Source organism: Actinomycetota bacterium, from assembly GCA_040905475.1.
Lineage (GTDB): Bacteria > Actinomycetota > AC-67 > AC-67 > AC-67 > DATFGK01.
The window spans coordinates 17,106-35,528 of record JBBDRM010000073.1; the positions used below are offsets into that span (position 1 = coordinate 17,106).

Here is an 18,423-nt window from a genome sequence, read left to right on the forward strand (position 1 = left end):
CCTCGCCGAAGGCTTCCGGCACGCCCGGAATCGCGACTCGATTGGCCCGGCGAACGAACGCTGCGCTCGAGAAAGTCGGCGTGCGGGTGGAGCGCGCCGGACCGCGACGCGTCATCGGGGTCACCGGCGACCCGCCCGAGCGGCTCGCTCGGATGTCTTCCTGCCCGACGCTCGACGAGCCGTCGGCCGCCATGGTGGAGAAGGCGAAGAGCATCTATTCCTATTCGTTCCCCATCTCCGCCGACTCGAGGCTCAGTCGCGAGGAGATCGACCGGCGGGTAGACGAAGCCTTCTGGGCGTCTCCGTACGAGTTCGGCGGCAGACGCGTCCCGAACAAGATCGGGGGCGCTCCGTTCGGAGGCTACGAGCATCGGCGCTTCATGCACATGTTCCCCGCGCTGCTCTCCGTCACGGGGGGCTCGCTCGAGGGTCGCACGGTCCTCGACGTCGCGAGCCACGTGGGATTCTGGTCGGTCCAAGCACGGGCGGCCGGCGCCGATCGAGTCGTTGGGGTGGAGGCTGCCGCTAAGAGCGTCGAGGTGGCGAAGTTCGTTCTCCAGATCACCGGCCTCGACCGGATCTCCTTCCAGCAGCAGAACGCGTACGACATCTCGCCCGAGGATCCCGGCGTCTTCGACATCACCTTGTACCTTGGGTTGCTCTACCACCTCGACAAGCCGGTCTCCGCGCTCGAACGTCTCGCCGCCGTCACAAAGCAGCTCGCCGTCGTCGACACGCAGGTGGTGCCGAGTTCATGGCCGGTGTGTCTCCTGGGCCCCGAATACGAGCATGAAGAGGGGGAGTCGTTCCATTCGAATGTGCTCAAGATGCTCCCGTCCCGTGGGGCCGTCGTGATGATGTTGAAGCACGCGGGGTTCCGCGAGGTCTTCTACGTGCCCAAAGGAACCAAGGACCTTCCACAGTCGTATCGCGAGGACCGCCGGGAGACATTCATCGCCCTCAAGTAGCCGACCGTCGGCGGTCGCCGGGTCAGCCCACCCTCGCGCCCTGCCCTCCGTCAACCGGCAGCAACGCCCCGGTTATGAAGCTCGCGTCGTCGGATGCCAGGAAGAGGGCCGCCTTCGCGACGTCCCAAGCAGTCCCCATGCCGCCGAGCGGCACGGCGGCGTCCCGCTCCCGGATCAGCTGTGCCTTGGGGATGCCGCGCGCCGCCGCGATGGACTCGATCGCCATCGGCGTGTTCATCAGGCCCGGCAGGATCGCGTTGCAGCGGATCCCGTAACGGGCGTTACCCATCGCGATCTGCTGCGTGAGCGCGTTCACCCCAGCCTTCGACACCTTGTACGCGGCCATCCCGGTCGCGGCGACGGAGGCCAGGGAGGAGATGTTCACGATCGCCCCGGAGTGCTGCTCGCGCATCACCGGTAGCACGTGCTTGCAGGCGAGGAACATCGCGGTGAGGTTCACGTCGATGATCCGCTGCCAGGACTCCAGCTCGAGGTGCGTGACGCCGCTGTCCCCTGCCCCGATGCCCACGTTGTTGTGAAGCACGTCGATGCGGCCGAACTCCTCGACGCAGCCGGCGGCAACCGCACGGCAGTCGTCCTCGCGCGTGATGTCGGCTTCGAAGGCGATCGCCGTGCCGCCCTCGGCGGCGATCATCTCCTGGGTCTCGGCCGCCGAATCTCGTCGCCGGTCGACCAACAAGACGCTTGCTCCTTCGCGAGCGAAAAGGATCGCGGTCGCGCGCCCGTTGCCGATGGTGTCGCCGGGCGTCTGACCGGCGCCGGCAACGACGGCCACCTTCCCCTCGAGCCTCATGCCGGGAACCCCGGCACGTCCGGGTCGAGCTGCACACCGAACGAGTTCAATGCCATGGACACCAGCGTGTATTGCCCGACGGCGAAGACGAGGTCCATGAGCTGCTGCGTGGAGTAGCGCTCGCCCAGAGCCTTCCAGGTCTCGTCGCCGACGATGTGATCGTCGTGGAGCTCGTCGGCGGCGCGCAGCAGCGTCGCGTCGAACGGATCCCATCCGGGAGCCTCGGGTCCGAGCGTCACGCGGTCGATCTCATCGTCGGTGAGGCCAGCGGCGCGGCCGATCACGACGTGCTGCCCCCATTCGTACTCGGCACGGCACCGCCACCCGGTGCGCAGGATCAGCAACTCGCGCTCGCGCGGCGGCAAGCTCGATTTGAACAGGACGTGGTTGCCGAACACGAGCCAGCGCTTGAGCAGTTTCGGATGATGGATGAACGTGCGGAAGATGTTGACCGCCGGGCCAAGCGACGTGCCGCCGAGCAGCTCGCGGGCCTCGTCGGTCAGCATCGATGGGTCGGTCACGGGCGGGATACGCGGTGTCGACAATCGCATGGGCTCGCCTCCTAAGGCCGGTCCGGGCCCCGTCGGGAGCGGGAATCATAGAACGGACACGCGCGACAACGGCCGGGGCCGGCCCCGCGGACCGGTTCGCACGTTTACACGGAATTTACGAACAGGAAACGGTCGCGAAACGACGATGCCTTAGGTTTTTCTCAGCCTTTCACGCCTTTGCTCGTCCGAGCGGGCTGGTCTAGGCTCTCGCAGTCTTCGAGGGGCGTTCCGACAGGGAGCGGTTGAGAGGGAGGGGAAATCGTGGCCGAAACGGGCAGCATCAGTACGCCCAAGGAAGTCCTCAAGTACGCCAAGGATAACGAAGTCCAGATCGTCGACTTCCGATTCACCGACCTTCCCGGCTTGACGCAGCACTTCTCGGTGCCGATCAAGCAGCTGACCGAAGACGGCTTCGAAGAGGGGTACGGCTTCGACGGCTCTTCGATCCGCGGGTTCCAGCAGATCCAGGAGTCGGACATGCTCCTGATGCCGGACCCGAAGACCGCGGTGATCGATCCGTTCATGCAGCACAAGACGCTCCTGATCAACTGCTTCGTCAAGGACCCGGTCACCGGCGAGTCGTACACGCGCGACCCGCGCTACATCGCGAAGAAGGCCGAGGACCACCTCAAGGGATCGGGCATCGCCGATATCTCGTACTGGGGTCCCGAGGCGGAGTTCTACATCTTCGACGAGGCGCGCTTCGACCAGAACCAGCACTCGGGTTACTACTTCATCGATTCCACCGAAGGTGCCTGGGGTTCCGGCGACCCCGGGAGCCGCGGGTATCGCCCCCGATACAAGGAGGGCTACTTCCCGGTCCCGCCGATGGATCAGTACCAGGACCTTCGCAGCGAGATGGTCCTGACCATGGAGAAGTGCGGGATCGAGATCGAGGTCCAGCACCACGAGGTCGGCACCGCCGGCCAGGCGGAGATCGACATGCGCTACGACACCCTGCTGGCGATGGCCGACAAGGTGATGCTCTACAAGTACATCGTCAAGAACGTCGCGTGGCGGCATGGGAAGACGGCGACGTTCATGCCGAAGCCGCTCTTCATGGACAACGGCTCGGGCATGCACACCCATCAATCGCTGTGGCGCAACGGCGAGAACCTCATGTGGGACGAGACCGGCTACGCGCAGCTGTCGGACCTCGCACGCTGGTACATCGGGGGGCTCCTGGCCCACGCGCCGGCGTTGCTGGCGTTCGCGGCGCCCACGACGAACTCGTACCGCCGGCTCGTGCCGGGCTACGAGGCGCCGATCAACCTCGTCTATTCGCAGCGCAACCGCTCCGCGTGCGTGCGGATCCCCGTCTACTCGAAGTCGATCGCTGCCAAGCGTATCGAATTCCGGACGCCGGACCCGTCGTGCAACCCCTACCTGTCCTTCGCGGCGTGTTTGCAGGCCGGGCTCGACGGAGTGCGGAACAAGATCGAGCCGCCGGAGCCGCTCGACAAGGACCTCTACGACCTCGAGCCGGACGAGAAGGCTCAGGTTCAGCAGGTCCCCGGCTCGCTGGAAGAGGTCCTCAACGCGCTCGAGGCCGACAACGAGTGGCTGCTCGAAGGCGGCGTGTTCACCGAGGACGTCATCGAGACGTGGCTCGACTACAAGCGAACGAAGGAGCTCGACGCGATCCGTCTGCGTCCGCACCCGCACGAATTTTCTTTGTATTTCGATATCTGATCGACGCTCGAAGGCTCAACCGGAGAACCCCGGCCGCACGGCGGGGGTTCTTTGCGTCAGCTCCAGAACTCGTCGAACGCGTATTGGTCTTCTGGGACCAACCAGACATCCACGAGCTTGCCGTCGCGTGCGTGCGCGATGACGACGCGGTTCATGTCGAGCGTCCGGTCGCCCCTTCGAGCGGTGACGCGGTCGAGCCCAACCATGTGCCGGCCGTCTCCCAGTATCTCGTGCACGTGGAACGTGAGCGTCCCGTCCGTCATCTCCCTCAGCCGGCCGAACCGGGTCACGATCTCGTCCCCGCCGGAGAAGGCTCCGGCGATCAGGCTCTCGCCGGGGGTGTGCCACGTGCAGTCCGCCAGCAGTTCGCGCAAGACATCGGCGTCCCCGGTATCGAACGCGTCGTAGAACCGGCGCATCATCTCGACGCCGTCGTCGTCCGCCATCAGTCGGCCCAGAACGCGTCGGCTTGGCGGAGGTTCTCGAAGGAGAGCCATGCGTCGGTGATCACGGCCCCGTCGACGTGACACACGAGGCAGCCGTTCTGATCCAGCGTGCGACCTGGCCGAGAGGCGGAGATGTGATGCAGGCCCACGACGTGGTCTCCACTTCCGAGGAGCGCGTGCAGCTCGATCCTCACCGAATGCTGGGTCAGCTCACCCGTCAGCCGGAAGAGCTTGAGGATCTGGTCGGGGCCCCGGTGCACACCGGCGAATGCAGACCGTCCCGCGACGTGGAACTCCAGGTTCTCGCCGGCCAGCTGATACAGGCGCGAGGTGTCGCGGGCCATGAAGGCTTGATAAAAGCGCCGAACCACCGAGACGTTCGGGTGCTCCGCCACGACCCCGAGCCTATCGCAGGACCGCGTCGGGCCGTATGGGTGGGAGACCGGCCTCGCCGGCCTCCCACCACGCCCGACGCTAGGCGGGGCGCCGCATGGCAGGCACGCCCGCCGTCATAAGCAGCATCAACATGACCGCCCCGATGCCGAGCTTGATCATGGTCTCGAGGTTGCGCTTGGTGATCTCCCCGATCCGGAACACGTAGCTCGCCGAGCCATCGGCTCCTTCGGGTGGTCCGAAGACGAATGACTCTTCTGCCGCCCGCCGCTTCATTGCGTTGAGGGATGCGAGCGCCGCCGAGGCTTCCTGGAGACTGCCGCCGATCCCGGCTTGTATCACTTTGGTCCCGTTCTCCGACAGCTGACCTTGCCCGTCGCCGATCTTGCTGGCAGCGGCCTGGGCATCTGACGTCCCGCCGGCGATCTGATCCACCCCGTCGGCAAGGTTCTGCGAGCCCGACAGGAGCTGGCTGGCGCCGTCGGTGAGCGTGTCCTCCGTGCCGACCGATCCGATGCCGGAGATCACCTGTGCCAGCCCGCCCGCAACCGCGTCCAGGCCTTCGATCACTCCCGGGCTGTTGGGGTCGCCGGACTTGAGCCCCGCCTTCACCTGCTGCACGCCGGCCGTGACGGCCGTCACGCCGGCCGACAGTTGCCCGACCGCTCCGATCGCGGCGGACAGACCGCCGGAGACCTGATCGAGCCCAGCCTTGGCAGCGTCGGTGCCGGCCTCGAGCGAGGCCAAGCCGGGCAGGGTCACCGTGCTCAAGCCGTGACTCGAGTTGAGAGCCGAGTCCAGCAGAGGACAGGCTGGATTGAGCGAGCCCGGACAGCCCAGCGTGGCTGATGCGCCTTGGATCTCCGCGATCGACCCGCCGAGCGCCGCTTGGAGACCGACGAGCGCGGTCTTGGCTTGGGTGAGCCCGGCGTTGACCTGATCGACGCCACCCTTCGCCGCCGCAAGCCCGGTCGGTGCGCCGAGCTGCCCGAGACCGCCGGAGACCTGCGCGAGACCGTTGAGGATCGTGCCCGCCGTGCCGGCGCTACCGAGCCCGACGAGCATCTCCTCGATCCCCGCCGCAAGCTCTTCGACGCCGGCCTTGATCGCCGGTACACCTGCCTGGGAGTCGCCGAGGTCCTCGAGCCCGCCGAGCACCTGACTCAGTCCGTCGACGATCGTGTCGGTCGTCCCGACGTCGCCGAGCCCGGTACGGGCCTCGACGATCCCCGCGTACAGCTGCGACAGCCCGTCGACCAGCTGCAGGGTGCCCTGCTCGAGCTTGCCGAGGTTCTCGTCGACGGCACCGACACCCTGGAACAACACGGTGCCTCCTTCGATCGTCTTCGCCGCGAGAGTGTCGGCGCCACCCGGAAGGAGCGGCTGGAACACGATGCGGACCTCTCCCATCTCGAAGTCCTTGACGCGCCCGGCGAGTCGGATCGTCTGCGTCGAGGTGCCCACAATCGGAGCGAGGATCGCCGTGTAGGTGACGTGGCGGATCTGTTGATCGTCGGTCACGACCGACGCGCCGGGCGCGTCGATGCGCTCCCAGACGTCCGGGGTCAGCTCAAAGCTCGCCTGCCCGACGAACGGAACGTAGGTGTCGATGGGAGCGGTCACCGTCTCGCCCGCAGCGTTCGTTACCTCGAGGTTCTCCGTTTTGCGGGTCGTGTTGGCAAGCCGGTACTCGATCGCGATCTCACCGGAGTACCCGCGCACGTCGGCCGCCTTCACGGCCCGGTTGCCGATGAAGTACGTCGGCGTCACCGAGACCGGCAGCTTCGGTTTGATGTGCTGGGCGACCGTGAGCATCTCCTTCGAGCCCTTCACGTCCACGTCCCACGTGACGTTGGAGCCCGACGCCGAGGCCGGCCCCTCGAAACCGATCAAGTTGCGCAGCCCGGCCGAGGCGTTACGGTCCACGATCCGGATGCGCCCGTCCCCGTAGACGGAGAGCGCGTCCACAAGATCAACGCGCGTGATCGCGCCGTCCGCGTTGGTGCGCGCCGAGACGAGCTCACGGTCGACGGCCATGTCTGCGGTCACGACGGTCTCCGCCACTGCGCCGGCGGCGCCGAATCCCGCGAACGAGAGGAGCAGTCCCAATGCCAGGATGGTGATCGTAGCTTTCCGCATGACTAGATCCCTCCCCCTGCGGCAGTTGCGGGGCGGTCGCCCGTGTCGGACAGCTGGATCCGCGCCCGGAACGGGATCACCTCGCCGGCACGCTGCCGAGCCTCGATCGCGAGGATCCGAGAGGCGCCGTACGAGACGAGGAGACCGCCGAACAGCGCGATAAGAACACTCGCCGCCGCCGCGGGTGCCTGGCCGTAGAACCCTGCCCGGTTCGCGCTCCAGATCGGCTCGTACGATGCGAAGAAGACGGCGAAGGCGATGAGCATCGGCGGGAGCTGGAACTGCCTCGGCAGGAACGACGCCATCAGGCCCATCGCGGCGACCGCGACGCCTACCATGATTCCGAAGGACACCGGGATGAACGGCATCCACAGGCTCACGATGACGAACGCCCCGACGCCGATCGCGATACCGGCGAGGATGCTGAGCGACGTTCGGACGAGCCCGCGTCCGCGGGCGCCGAGAGGCGCGAGTGCCAACCCGACAGCGAACGGCCAGGCTTGGTCCAAGCCGAGCGTCGCCGCATGGGTGACGATGAGTCCCGCCGTTACCGCCAGCATCATCGTGCCCAGCAACATCTTGCGCATGATGCCCTCCTCAGTCCTCGTGCTCGTCGAGTACACGGCTCGTTCTTGTCGGCTCGGCGCCGCAGCGGCGTCGAGCAAAGCTCGGACGTCACCCACGCGGAATCGTCGGTGGCCACCGGGCGTCGTGACGTAGGGGAGCTTCCGGCCTTGTGCCCAGGCGGTCACGCTCCGCCTGCTCACGAGGAAAGTGTGGCGACCTGACCGGTGGAGAGCAGCCTTGTCTCGAGCCAGTCCGGAGCGCGGCCGGGATCGTCCGCATAGAGCGAGTCGATGAGGCGCAGGCGTTCAGCCTCAGGCCCGGGTCGCTTCCCGTCGTCCCTGCGCGTGGCTTTCTTCCCACCCTTCCCCTTCACATCATGCGTGGGAGAACGCGACGGAACCATCGGGAGTTCTACGGAAACTGCCGACGGGGCAACGGCCGGCGAGTAGGGCGAACTACGCCAACGTCGCTCGCGCGTTCAGCCGCGACGAGCAGGATGCGGGGGAAGGGACTCGACGTCGGCGACGCGTTTGAGCGACGCGATGAGCGCACGGACGTCGGCTGCGCGGAAGCGGCGGTGCCCGCCGGGCGTCTCGATGAACGGGAGGAACCCGCGCTGAGCCCAGGCGGCTACGCTCCGGCGACTCACCTGGAGTAACGCCGCGACCTCACCTGCGCGCAGCAGGCGCGCCTCGAGGAAGCGCGGCCGGTCGGGGGCGGAGGGGTACACGCGACGCAGGGCGCGGCGACGCGACTCGGCAGCGCTGCGTGGTCGCTTGGTTCCGGAAGCGTTGGACACGATGCGCCATCCTCTCACCGACGATCGCGGAGTCCAGTGGAGCGAAACGCGCCGCTCAGCCGGTGGTGAGGAAGTACTCGATCGCGCCCGCGGTTTCGTCGGGGCATTCCTCCGGGACGAAGTGTCCGCAGTCCGGAAGACGAACCGCTCGAGCCTGCGGGATGTCGCGCTCGATCCCGGTGAGGATCGACTCGGGTAGCACCGGATCACGCATCCCCCAAACCAGGAGCGTGGGAGCTTCGATGCGTCTCGGCGTTCTGGACGTCGAGTCACGGCGTCCCGGTCGAACCCGCCGTGCGATGATCTTGCGCGTGATCGTCCGGTAGTACGCGAGCGCCGAGCGAACGTTCGCCGGATCCGCGTACGCCTCACGGTACGGGCGTGTCGTGTCCTCATCGAAGACGTCCTTGCGGGCCGCCCCGGCGCGGAGCATGGAAGTCACCAGCCGGTCCCCGACGAGCCGGAACGCGAGCTCCGGCACGAATGGGACGTTGAACGCGAGGAAATGGAACCCGCGCTTGAGATCGAGCTTCCGGAACGGAGCGTTGATCACGACGAGGTTCGACACCTCGCCCGGGTGCGTCAACGCGAGCGCGAAGGCAAGCGAGCCGCCCCAGTCGTGCCCGACGATCGTCGCAGGGGACGCACCGAGCTCGTCGAGGAACGTCGCGAGCACGCCGGCCACGGCCTCTGCTTCGTACCGTGGAGGAGCGCCGCTCCGGCCGAACCCGGGCAGATCCGGGACGATCACTCGGTACCGCTTGGCCAGCCGCTCCGCGACGGCACCCCAGCAGGCTCCCGTCTGCGGGAAGCCGTGCAGCAGGACGACCGGATCGCCGGCCCCCTCCTCGCGGACGAACATCCGAACGCCCGACGCGACGACGGTGCGCTCGTTCATGAGCCGCCGTAGAAGACGTCTTCGCAGACCTGTCGCGCGCGCCGGGTGACGCGGCGATAGTCCTCGATGAACTGGACCCGCGCTCCGGGCGCCGCGTACCCGAGCGCCCTCGCGAGCACTTCCTGATCCTCGGGCGTCTGGGGCAAAGCGTCTTGCGGCCGGCCGCGGATCAGGTAGAGGACGTTGCGCGTGCGGTTGAGGAAGCGGTACGCATCGACGAGCCACCGAGCCTTTTCCAGATCGAGCAGGGCCATGTCGGCGGCGGCGGCGACCGAATGGACGGTCGTCTGCGCGCGGAGCCGTGGGTCGCGGTGACCGTGCATCAGTTGGAGCAGCTGGATGGTGAACTCGACGTCGACGAGCCCGCCGCGCCCGACCTTCATCTGGAACTTCGGATCCTCCCGCGGGCCGAGGCGTTCCTTCTCGATCCGGGCCTTCATGCCGCGGATCTCGCGGATGGCCTCGGGCGAAAGGCGCTCCGGATACACATACGGACGAACCAGATCCGTGAACTGCTGCCCCAAGGTCGGATCCCCGGCAATCGGACGCGCCTTGATCAACGCCTGGAACTCCCACGGCTGCGCCCGCCGCTCGTAATACGCCCGGAACCCCGCGATCGAACGCACCAACGGCCCGTCCTTCCCCTCGGGACGCAACCGCGCATCCACCCGGAACGCCTGGCCCTCCTCCGTGGTCGCGGCCAGCCGTTGGAGCAGCCCCTCGCCCATCGCCGACGCCCAGGCATAGCCGCTCCGATCGTCCGGCGCGTCGAACACGAACATCACATCGACGTCGGAGGCGTAGTTCAGCTCCTCCCCGCCCAGCTTGCCCATCCCGACGACGGAGAAGCGAGCACCGGGGGGAGCCGGATGCTCCTCCTCCAAGGATGAGGTCGCGGCGCGCAACGCCCCCTCCGCGAGGAACGCCAGCTCCCGGCCGACGTCCTCGACCGACACGCCCCCGGCCAGATCCCTACACGCGATCCTCAGCACCTCGCGACGTTTGAGACGGCGGATCGCCGCGTCGCGCGTCTCGGGCTCGGAACGCCATTCGACGTTCTCGATGGCCTCGGCGTGGAGCTGTTCGCGGGTCTTGCGCGCGAGCGTGCGTTCGTCGGCGAGCGCCGCGACGAAGTCCGGGACGTGCAGCAGGTATTCGCCGAGCATCTTGCTCGTGCCGAGCACCCGGCAGAGCAGCTCCACGACCGGCGGCGCGTCGCGCAACGCGGCGAGCGCGGCCGGGTTGCTGCCGACCCGAAGCGCGACATCCCGGAACGCAGAGACCGCGAGATCGGGGTCCGGCGCGTCGGCCATCCAATCGAGCATCACCGGGAGGAGATTCCGCATCAGCTGCGCGCGACGCGAGAGGCCGCTGGTCAGATCCCCGAGGAATTTGAGCGAACGGCCCGGCGACTTGAACCCGAGCGCCGACAGCCGCTCCTGAGCGGCATCGGGGTTGAGCGCCGGCGCCTGAGCGAAGCGCTCGAGCAAGGGACGGTAGAAGAGCTTCTCGTGGATGCGGCGAACCAGCGTTTGCGTTCGCCGCCACTCCTCCTCGAACGCCTCGAGCGCCGTCTGCGTCGGCGAGTCGCGGAAGCCCAGCGAACGCGCGAGCGTCCTGCGCCGTCCCTCGTCCTCGGGAACGGTGTGGGTCTGCCGCTCCTGCGCGAGCTGCAGCCGGTGCTCGATCTTGCGAAGGAACTTGTACGCCCCGGCGAGGTCGGCGGCGTCGTCGTCCCCCACGTATGCGCCGTGCGCGAGTGCGGACAGCGCCTCCAGCGTGTTCCCGCTACGGAGCGAGGTGTCGCGCCGCGCGTGGACGAGCTGGAGCAGTTGGACGGCGAACTCTATATCCCGGATCCCGCCGGGTCCCCGTTTCACCTCGCGCTGCGCGACGCCGCGCGCGGCGAGCGCGCGTTCGGCGCGTGCTTTCATGCCGCGGATCTCGCGGATGGCCTCGGGCGACAGACGCTCCGGATACACATACGGACGAGCCAGATCCGTGAACTGCTGCCCCAAGGTCGGATCCCCGGCAACCGGACGCGCCTTGATCAACGCCTGGAACTCCCACGGCTTCGCCCACCGCTCGTAATACGTCCGGAACCCCGCGATCGAACGCACCAGTGGCCCGTCGCGCCCTTCGGGCCGAAGCGACGTGTCGACCCGGAACGCCTGGCCCTCCTCCGTCGTCGCGGCCAGCCGATGGAGGATCCCGTCCGCAACCGCCTGCGCCCATGCATGCCCTGCTCGCTCGTCCGGAGCGTCGAACACGAACATCACATCGATGTCGGAGGCGTAGTTGAGCTCCTCGGCGCCGAGCTTGCCCATCCCGATCACGGAGAACCGCGCTTGCGGCGGCGCGGGGTGCTCCTCCTCGAGCGACGCCAGAGCGGCGCGCAGCGATCCCTCGGCGAGGAAGGCCAGCTCACGGCCCACGTCCTCGACCGACGCTCCACCCGCCAGATCCCGGCACGCGATCCTCAGGACCTCGCGACGCTTCCAGATGCGAAGGGCGGTTGCCGGATCGTCCGAGGAATGGACGGCGCGCAACGCCTGGTCGGTCAGCCCCTTCCGGGTTCGGGGCTTCTGCAGCGCGGAGCCGTCGCGGAGCACGTCGGCTTGCCCCGGATGCCGGGAAAGGAAGGCGCCGAGCGAGGTCGAAAGGCCCAGCACCGCGGCGAGCCGCTCGAGATAGGCGCTGGACGGAACACGTCCGCTCATCGCGATCCACCGGCAAAGCTGCGCCGCGGCGAGGTCCGGATCGGGCGCTTCCGCGCACGCCGCGATCACACGGCGAAGCGCCTCGCCGTCGAGCGCGCAGGCCGCGAGATGACGCGCCGCGTCTTGTGGACGCAAGAATCCGGCGCGCGCGAGCGCGTGTGAGAGCTCGTCGGTTCGGGTTGGCGTCGCCAAGACGTCTAACCCTATCCTTCGCGCGAGATGGCCGTCTTCGCCCTGCTCGGATCGGGAGAGTTCCTCCCCTGGGCTCGCGACGTCGATCGCTGGGCCGCGGAGCACGCGACCGCATCCTCCGATCGTGCGTTGATCCTTCCGACCGCGTCCGCACCGGAAGGCGACGACGTGTTCAACAGATGGGCCGGCATGGGCGCCGAACACTTCACGGCGATCGGGCTGACCCCAGAGGTCCTGCCGCTGAAGACGCGCGAGGACGCGCTGCGCGCAGAGCTCGTCGATGAGGTAGCCGATGCGCGCTACATCTTCTTCTCTGGAGGCAACCCCGGGTACCTCGCCGACACGTTGCGCGACACGCCGTTCTGGGATGCCGTGCTCGACGCGCTCGCGCACGGAACCGCGTTCGGAGGATGCAGCGCAGGCGCCAGTGCGGTGGGCTCCGTCGCGCCCGACGTCACCTCGGCGACGATCGACTTGAACGACCTGCGCTGGGTGCCCGGTCTGCCGCTGTTCACCCGAGCCAGCATCCCAACGCACTTCGACGCGGTGGAATCGTTCTTCCCAGGCTTGCGTCGGTTCATCATCGACTCCGTCCCGGCCGACAACGTCTTGTTCGGTATCGACGAGGACACCGCGGCGTGCGGAGACGGCGAGAGATGGACGGTCATGGGCAACGGCGCCCTAACCATCATCGGCGCCGACGGAGGCGACCCCGTCGAGCACCGCGCCGGGACGACGGTCGAGTGTCCACTCGGGCTCGCGCTCGGGACGCGCTTCTAGCGTCGTGAAGATCCGCGTCGGACTCGGCCTGTCGAGCTTCTCGCTCGCCGGATGGGATCACGACACGTTTTGGTCGATCGTCGACGCCACCGAACGCGACGGTTGGGATTCGATCTGGTTCTCCGAGCGTGTGACGCTCGACGCGCCCGACCCGCTCGTCGCGATGGCGGCGGTCGCCGGTCGAACGCGAAAGCTGAAGTTCGGGCCAAGCGTGATGGTTCTTCCGGGCCGCAATCCGGTCCTGCTCGCGAAGCAGCTCGCGACGCTCGACGTCGTGTCGAACGGACGGCTCATCGCCGCGTTCGGGCTCGGCGTAGACGGAGGGTCGGACCGCAGCATCTTCGGCGTCGACCGGACCGAGGGCGCAGCTCGAACCCAGGAAGCCGTCCGGCTGATGCGCATGGTCTGGACGCAGGAGCGGGTCACGTTCGACGGCCGCTTCTTCCGGGTGGACGACGTCGCCGTGGGCCCGAAACCGCTTCAAAAACCGGCTCCCGACGTCTGGTTCGGAGGCGTCTCCAAGCCGGCCCTTCGCCGGGTCGCCCAGCTCGGCGACGGGTGGCTCCCCTCGTTCATCGCGGTCGACGAGTACGCGGGCATGGCCGCCGCGATCCGCGAGCACGCCGCGGAGTCCGAACGGGCCATCGACGAAGAGCACTTCGGCGCGCTGGTCCCCTACCTGCCCGACGGCGCCGCCGACCCCGAGCAGATCCTTGCCGTGGTCGCAGCACGGCGGCCGGGCGTCGACCCGCGCGAGCTGGTCGTGCTGGGCGGAACGGCCGAGCTCCGCTCGCGCCTCGAGCGTTTCGTCGAGCAAGGGGCGAGCAAGTTCGTCGTCACACCCGTTCTTCGACCGAAGGACTGGGAGAGCGAACTCGCGAGCGTTCGCGCCGAGGTCGCGGTCCCGCTCGAGGCCGCGAGCGTCTAGAGCAACGGCAGGTAGCGCTCGAGCTCGAAGGGCGACACGTAGGACTTGTAGGCGTTCCACTCCGCCTGCTTGTTGCGCAGGAACTGCTCGAAGACGTGCTCGCCGAGGGCTTCGGCGACGAGCTCGGAGCGCTCCATCTCTTTCAACGCGACCGACAGATCGTCGGGCAGCGACTGGATGCCTTTCGCGGCGCGGTCCTCCGGCGTGAGCGCATCGACTTCTTCCGACGCTTCGTCGGGGAGCTCGTAGCCCTCCTCGATACCGCGCAGCCCGGCCGCGAGGATCACCGAGAACGCGAGATACGGGTTGCACGCCGGATCGGGCGAGCGGATCTCCACGCGCGCCGACGCCTCCTTCTTGGGCTTCGCTCCCGGGACGCGCACGAACGCCGAACGCAGGTATCGCGACCAACCCACCGTCGTCGGAGCCTCGTATCCCGGCACCAACCGCTTGTACGAGTTCACCCATTGGTTCAGGATCGCGGTCATCTCGCGGGCATGGCGCAGCAGGCCCGCGACGAATTGCTTGCCGACCTTCGAGAGGTGCGCTTGGCCCTTCGGGTCGAAGAAGACGTTACGGTCGCCCTCGAACAGCGAGACGTGGGTATGCATGCCGCTCCCCCACTGACCCTGGATCGGCTTCGGCATGAACGTCGCGTGCATGCCCCGCTCCTGCGCGACCTCCTTCACGACGAGCCGGTAGGTCATGATGTTGTCGGCCATCGTGAGCGCGTCGGCGAATCGGAGGTCGATCTCGTGCTGCGACGGCGCGACCTCGTGGTGGGAGTACTCGACCGAGATCCCCATCTGCTCGAGCGTCTGGATCGCCTGCCGCCGGAAGTCCTGCGCCGAGTCGAGAGGCGTCTGGTCGAAGTACGAGCCTTGATCGAGCGGCACCGGCTCGGTCGACGACTTGAAGAGGAAGAACTCCATCTCCGGGTGCACGTAGAACGTGAGCCCTTTCGCGGCCGCGCGCTCGAGGTTGCGGCGTAGGACCCACCTCGGGTCGCCGGGGAACGGCGCGTGATCCGGCGTGACGATGTCGCAGAACATCCGCGCCTCGAGGTACGGGTTCCCACGCGAGACCGGGAGGATCTGGAACGTCGAGGCGTCGGGCCGCGCGAGCATGTCGGACTCCTGGATGCGGGCGAAGCCCTCGATCGCCGAGCCGTCGAAGCCCATGCCTTGCTCGCACGCCACCTCGAGCTCGGCCGGGGTGATCGCGAAGGACTTCAGGAACCCGAGGACGTCCGTGAACCACAGCCGGATGAAGCGGATGTCCCGCTCCTCGACGGTGCGGAGGACGTAGGAGATCTGATCGCGGGTGGGATCCACGGAGACGAGTTTAGCGCCCGTTCGCGATGATCTCGCCGTCCTCCCACGTCGGCGGACCTTCGAGCAGCGCCACCATCTTTCGGTACAACTCGTCTTGGGAAGCGTCGTCGGCGTTCTTGAAGTACGACTCCTTGTCGCGGAACGCGACCACCATGATGAGCTCGTTCTCTTTCCCCTCGACCTTGTACAGGTAGAAAGCGACCGAGCCGTCGATGTCGCGCTGGTCTTCGTCCATAAGCTTGACGAGGTCGTCGAGCTTTCCGGGCTTCACTTTCATGCGTCCGACCGTTCCGAACATACCGTCCTCCCGTCTATCGCACGTGGCGAGCCTACCAAGCGGTGGGGTTACACGTACCCACGCAACCGCGCGGCCCGTGCGACGCGCGAAACCCCGACGACGAACGCAGCTTCGCGGAGGTTACGGCAGTCGCCGGCGCGCGCCGCGACGTCCGCGTACGCCTTCGCCATGACCTTCGCCAGCTGCGTATTCACCTGCTCCTCGTCCCAGCGGAACTGCTGGATGTTCTGCGTCCACTCGAAGTAGGAAACCGTGACTCCTCCTGCATTGGCGAGGATGTCGGGGATCACGACGATCCCGGCGGCGTCGAGCGTCGCGTCCGCAACCGGTGTGACCGGATGGTTCGCCGCTTCCACCACGACCTTCGCGCGGATCTTCGACGCGTTGCGTTCGTGGATCACCTCACCGAGCGCGGCCGGCACGAGCCAGTCGACGCCGAGCAGGAGCAGATCGTCGTTGGAGATCGCGTCGGCGCCCGGCAGCCCGACGACCGAACCGGTCTCGTCCCGATGCTTCCAGACCTTTTCGATGTCCAGGCCGGTGTCCGCGTAGACGCCGCCGCGCACGTCGGAGACGGCGATGACCTTGGCGCCCGCCTCGGCGGCGATGCGCGCCGCGAAGGAGCCGACGTTGCCGAACCCCTGAACCGCGACGCTCGCGCCCTCGAGCGGGAACCCCTTGTCCTTGGCGTACTGCTGCATGACGTTGACGACCCCGCGCCCGGTCGCGGCCTCACGACCGAGCGATCCCCCGAGTTCGATCGGCTTTCCGGTCACGCACGCCGGCGCGTAGCCGTAGCGCTGGCCGTAGGCATCCATCATCCACGCCATCGTCTGCGCATTCGTGTTCATGTCCGGTGCCGGGATGTCGCGGTTGACGCCGAGGACGTAGCCGATCATCTGCGTGTAGCGGCGGGTCAGCTTCTGCAGCTCGGCCTCGCTCATCATGTACGGCTCGCACTGGACGCCGCCCTTCGCGCCGCCGAACGGCAGGTCGGCGATCGCCGTCTTCCACGTCATCAGCGCTGCCAGAGCGCGCACCTCGTCGATGTCGGCCGACGGGTGGTAGCGAACGCCGCCCTTGTACGGGCCACGGGCACCGTTGTGCTGGACGCGGTAGCCGTTGAACACCATGAGGTGGCCGTCGTCCATCCGGACGGGAACCTGGACCTGCATCTCCCGGTAGGAGCCGCGAAGCACGTCGCGCATCTCCTCTTCCAAGTCGATCCGCTCGGCCGCCTGCTCGAAGAAATATGTGACCGATTCGTGTGGGCTCATCCGGTCCGACAGCTTGACGGTCATGGGCCCTCCCCCCGCCGGCGCCGCGCGCGCTCGGAAGATTCTCCCACGGTGGTGGCAACCCCTGCGCGGGCCGCGCTAGCCTTCAGAGGATGCGCACGCTCCGGCTCGCGCTGGCCCAGGTGAATCCGACGGTCGGCGACCTCAACGGGAACGTGGCGCTCATGAGGCGATGGCTGGCCAAGGCCGAGCGCGCCGAGGCGGACCTCGCCGTCTTCCCCGAGCTGGCGGTGACCGGCTACCCGCCCGAGGACCTCGTCCTCAAGCCTTCGTTCGTCGAGGAGAACCTCCGTCAACTCAAGGCGCTGGCCGCCGGCGTCGGCGAGACCGCGGTCGTCGCCGGCTTCGTGGATCGCACCGATGCCGGCATACACAACGCCGCGGCGGTGCTGTGGAGGGGTGCCATCCAGGGCATCTATCACAAGACGTTCCTGCCGAACTACGGGGTGTTCGACGAGATCCGCTATTTCACGCGCGGCACCCGGTACCCGGTCTTCGTGGTCGAGGGGATACCCGTCGGCATCAGCGTCTGCGAGGACGCATGGATCGGCGACGGGCCAGTCCGGGTGCTGGCCGAGGCGGGCGCCGAGGTGATCGTCAACATCAATGCCTCCCCGTACCACATGAACAAGAGCTTCGAGCGGCAGGTCCTGCTCCGTCAGCGGGCGCGCGAGAACAAGGTCTTCTTCGTCTACTTGCAGACGGTGGGCGGTCAGGACGAGTTGGTCTTCGACGGCGACTCGCTGGTTTACGACCCGGCCGGCCGCCTGCTCGTTCGCGGCGCCCAGTTCGCCGAGGACCTTCTCGTCGTCGATCTCGAGGTGGCCGGCAAAGCCCCACGTTCGACCCGCCGCAACGAAGTGGTCCGGCTGACGCCGGCCCCCAAGAAACCGCGAGCGCGCCCCAAGCCGCCGGCACGAACGCGCCGCGCGATGGACCCAATCGAGGAGGTCTACAGCGCCCTGCTGTTGGGGACGCGGGATTATTGCCGGAAGAACGGCTTCGCGTCGTGCGTCGTCGGGCTGTCCGGAGGCATCGACTCCTCCCTCACGGCCGTCGTAGCTGCGGACGCGGTCGGGCCCGAGAACGTGCTCGGCGTCGCCATGCCGTCGCGGTTCTCATCGTCCGAGTCGCTCGAGGACGCGAAGGAGCTCGCGACCAACCTCGGGATCGATTTCATCGTCGTTCCCATCAACGATGCGCACGAGGCGTTCCTCAGCACGCTCGCCGAGCCGTTCCTCGGACGCGAGCCCGACGTCACCGAGGAGAACCTCCAGTCGCGGGTCCGCGGCACCATCCTCATGGCCTTGTCGAACAAGTTCGGCCACCTCGTTCTCACGACCGGCAACAAGAGCGAGCTCGCCACCGGTTACTCGACGCTGTACGGCGACCTCGCCGGCGGGTTCGCCGTGCTGAAAGACGTCATGAAGACGCTCGTTTACGAGCTGGCCGGGTGGCGCAACGCGAGCGGCCCGACGGCGATCCCCGCTCGCGTGTTCACCAAGCCGCCGAGCGCCGAGCTCCGCCCGGATCAGCTCGATACCGACTCGCTCCCGCCGTACGAGCTGCTCGATCCCATCCTCCACGCCTATGTCGAGGAGGACCG

Annotated in this window: 17 protein-coding genes; 5 read left to right on the top strand and 12 right to left on the bottom strand. The window is 67.6% G+C overall.

Features of this window, described 5'->3' with window-relative positions; genetic code table 11:
- Positions 1-41: 41 nt before the first annotated feature.
- Positions 42-968: a class I SAM-dependent methyltransferase gene (locus WEB06_07495; protein ID MEX2555458.1), complete on the top strand. Its 927-nt coding sequence runs from the start codon at positions 42-44 to the stop codon at positions 966-968.
- A gap of 22 nt (positions 969-990) precedes the next feature.
- Here the strand turns inward: WEB06_07495 and WEB06_07500 are convergent, their stop codons facing one another.
- Positions 991-1,782: an SDR family NAD(P)-dependent oxidoreductase gene (locus tag WEB06_07500; protein MEX2555459.1), complete on the bottom strand. Its 792-nt coding sequence runs from the start codon at positions 1,780-1,782 to the stop codon at positions 991-993.
- Positions 1,779-2,333 (bottom strand): carboxymuconolactone decarboxylase family protein, encoded by a 555-nt coding sequence (locus WEB06_07505; GenBank protein MEX2555460.1) that lies wholly within the window; start codon positions 2,331-2,333, stop codon positions 1,779-1,781. The genes WEB06_07500 and WEB06_07505 overlap by 4 nt, the downstream gene beginning before the upstream one ends.
- A 261-nt stretch (positions 2,334-2,594) precedes the next feature.
- On the opposite strand from WEB06_07505, the gene glnA reads away from it, so the two are divergent.
- Positions 2,595-4,025: a type I glutamate--ammonia ligase gene (gene glnA / locus WEB06_07510; GenBank protein ID MEX2555461.1), complete on the top strand. Its 1,431-nt coding sequence runs from the start codon at positions 2,595-2,597 to the stop codon at positions 4,023-4,025.
- A gap of 56 nt (positions 4,026-4,081) precedes the next feature.
- On the opposite strand, the gene WEB06_07515 is transcribed toward glnA, so the two are convergent.
- The 7 genes from WEB06_07515 to WEB06_07545 form a co-directional block, all read right to left on the bottom strand.
- Complete coding sequence (locus WEB06_07515; GenBank protein MEX2555462.1) at positions 4,082-4,471, bottom strand: nuclear transport factor 2 family protein; 390 nt, start codon at positions 4,469-4,471, stop codon at positions 4,082-4,084.
- Complete coding sequence (locus WEB06_07520) at positions 4,471-4,866, bottom strand: nuclear transport factor 2 family protein (GenBank protein ID MEX2555463.1); 396 nt, start codon at positions 4,864-4,866, stop codon at positions 4,471-4,473. The genes WEB06_07515 and WEB06_07520 overlap by 1 nt, the downstream gene beginning before the upstream one ends.
- Before the next feature lie 79 nt (positions 4,867-4,945).
- A complete protein-coding gene (locus tag WEB06_07525; protein MEX2555464.1) occupies positions 4,946-7,003 on the bottom strand; it encodes a hypothetical protein in 2,058 nt (685 codons plus the stop codon).
- A 2-nt stretch (positions 7,004-7,005) separates the two neighbouring features.
- Positions 7,006-7,755: a hypothetical protein gene (locus WEB06_07530; GenBank protein MEX2555465.1), complete on the bottom strand. Its 750-nt coding sequence runs from the start codon at positions 7,753-7,755 to the stop codon at positions 7,006-7,008.
- Between the two features lie 293 nt (positions 7,756-8,048).
- The gene (locus tag WEB06_07535) at positions 8,049-8,369 is read right to left on the bottom strand and encodes a helix-turn-helix domain-containing protein (protein ID MEX2555466.1); all 321 of its coding nucleotides are present in this window, start codon (positions 8,367-8,369) and stop codon (positions 8,049-8,051) included.
- Between the two features lie 55 nt (positions 8,370-8,424).
- Positions 8,425-9,267 carry an alpha/beta hydrolase gene (locus tag WEB06_07540; GenBank protein ID MEX2555467.1) on the bottom strand — a complete coding sequence of 281 codons (843 nt, stop codon included), beginning with the start codon at positions 9,265-9,267 and terminating at the stop codon, positions 8,425-8,427.
- The gene (locus WEB06_07545; protein ID MEX2555468.1) at positions 9,264-12,179 is read right to left on the bottom strand and encodes a bifunctional [glutamine synthetase] adenylyltransferase/[glutamine synthetase]-adenylyl-L-tyrosine phosphorylase; all 2,916 of its coding nucleotides are present in this window, start codon (positions 12,177-12,179) and stop codon (positions 9,264-9,266) included. Before WEB06_07545 ends, WEB06_07540 begins: the two co-directional genes overlap by 4 nt.
- A 27-nt stretch (positions 12,180-12,206) precedes the next feature.
- Between WEB06_07545 and WEB06_07550 the strand changes: the two genes are divergently transcribed.
- Both WEB06_07550 and WEB06_07555 read left to right on the top strand, forming a co-directional pair.
- Positions 12,207-12,959 (top strand): Type 1 glutamine amidotransferase-like domain-containing protein, encoded by a 753-nt coding sequence (locus WEB06_07550; protein MEX2555469.1) that lies wholly within the window; start codon positions 12,207-12,209, stop codon positions 12,957-12,959.
- Between the two features lie 4 nt (positions 12,960-12,963).
- Positions 12,964-13,887: a TIGR03619 family F420-dependent LLM class oxidoreductase gene (locus WEB06_07555; protein ID MEX2555470.1), complete on the top strand. Its 924-nt coding sequence runs from the start codon at positions 12,964-12,966 to the stop codon at positions 13,885-13,887.
- On the opposite strand, the gene WEB06_07560 is transcribed toward WEB06_07555, so the two are convergent.
- From WEB06_07560 to WEB06_07570, 3 genes are read right to left on the bottom strand one after another with little or no spacing between them, the layout of a single operon-like run.
- Positions 13,884-15,221 carry a glutamine synthetase family protein gene (locus WEB06_07560; protein ID MEX2555471.1) on the bottom strand — a complete coding sequence of 446 codons (1,338 nt, stop codon included), beginning with the start codon at positions 15,219-15,221 and terminating at the stop codon, positions 13,884-13,886. The two genes, WEB06_07555 and WEB06_07560, sit on opposite strands and share 4 nt — an antisense overlap.
- Positions 15,222-15,231: 10 nt before the next feature.
- On the bottom strand, positions 15,232-15,519 hold the full coding sequence (locus tag WEB06_07565; GenBank protein MEX2555472.1) for an antibiotic biosynthesis monooxygenase: 288 nt from the start codon (positions 15,517-15,519) through the stop codon (positions 15,232-15,234).
- Positions 15,520-15,566: 47 nt separating this feature from the next.
- Positions 15,567-16,820, bottom strand: a complete 1,254-nt coding sequence (locus tag WEB06_07570; GenBank protein MEX2555473.1) for a Glu/Leu/Phe/Val dehydrogenase dimerization domain-containing protein — start codon at positions 16,818-16,820, stop codon at positions 15,567-15,569.
- A gap of 89 nt (positions 16,821-16,909) precedes the next feature.
- On the opposite strand from WEB06_07570, the gene WEB06_07575 reads away from it, so the two are divergent.
- Positions 16,910-18,423: NAD+ synthase (locus tag WEB06_07575; GenBank protein MEX2555474.1), on the top strand; the 1,514-nt coding region annotated here is incomplete at its 3' end.

Excerpts from the sequence above, each read along its gene's own strand:
- WEB06_07500 (MEX2555459.1), bottom strand. The coding sequence starts at position 1,782 with ATGAGGCTCGAGGGGAAGGTGGCCGTCGTTGCCGGCGCCGGTCAGACG.
- WEB06_07505 (MEX2555460.1), bottom strand. The coding sequence starts at position 2,333 with ATGCGATTGTCGACACCGCGTATCCCGCCCGTGACCGACCCATCGATG.
- WEB06_07515 (MEX2555462.1), bottom strand. The coding sequence starts at position 4,471 with ATGGCGGACGACGACGGCGTCGAGATGATGCGCCGGTTCTACGACGCG.
- WEB06_07525 (MEX2555464.1), bottom strand. The coding sequence starts at position 7,003 with ATGCGGAAAGCTACGATCACCATCCTGGCATTGGGACTGCTCCTCTCG.
- WEB06_07540 (MEX2555467.1), bottom strand. The coding sequence starts at position 9,267 with ATGAACGAGCGCACCGTCGTCGCGTCGGGCGTTCGGATGTTCGTCCGC.
- WEB06_07550 (MEX2555469.1), top strand. The coding sequence starts at position 12,207 with ATGGCCGTCTTCGCCCTGCTCGGATCGGGAGAGTTCCTCCCCTGGGCT.
- WEB06_07565 (MEX2555472.1), bottom strand. The coding sequence starts at position 15,519 with ATGTTCGGAACGGTCGGACGCATGAAAGTGAAGCCCGGAAAGCTCGAC.
- WEB06_07570 (MEX2555473.1), bottom strand. The coding sequence starts at position 16,820 with ATGACCGTCAAGCTGTCGGACCGGATGAGCCCACACGAATCGGTCACA.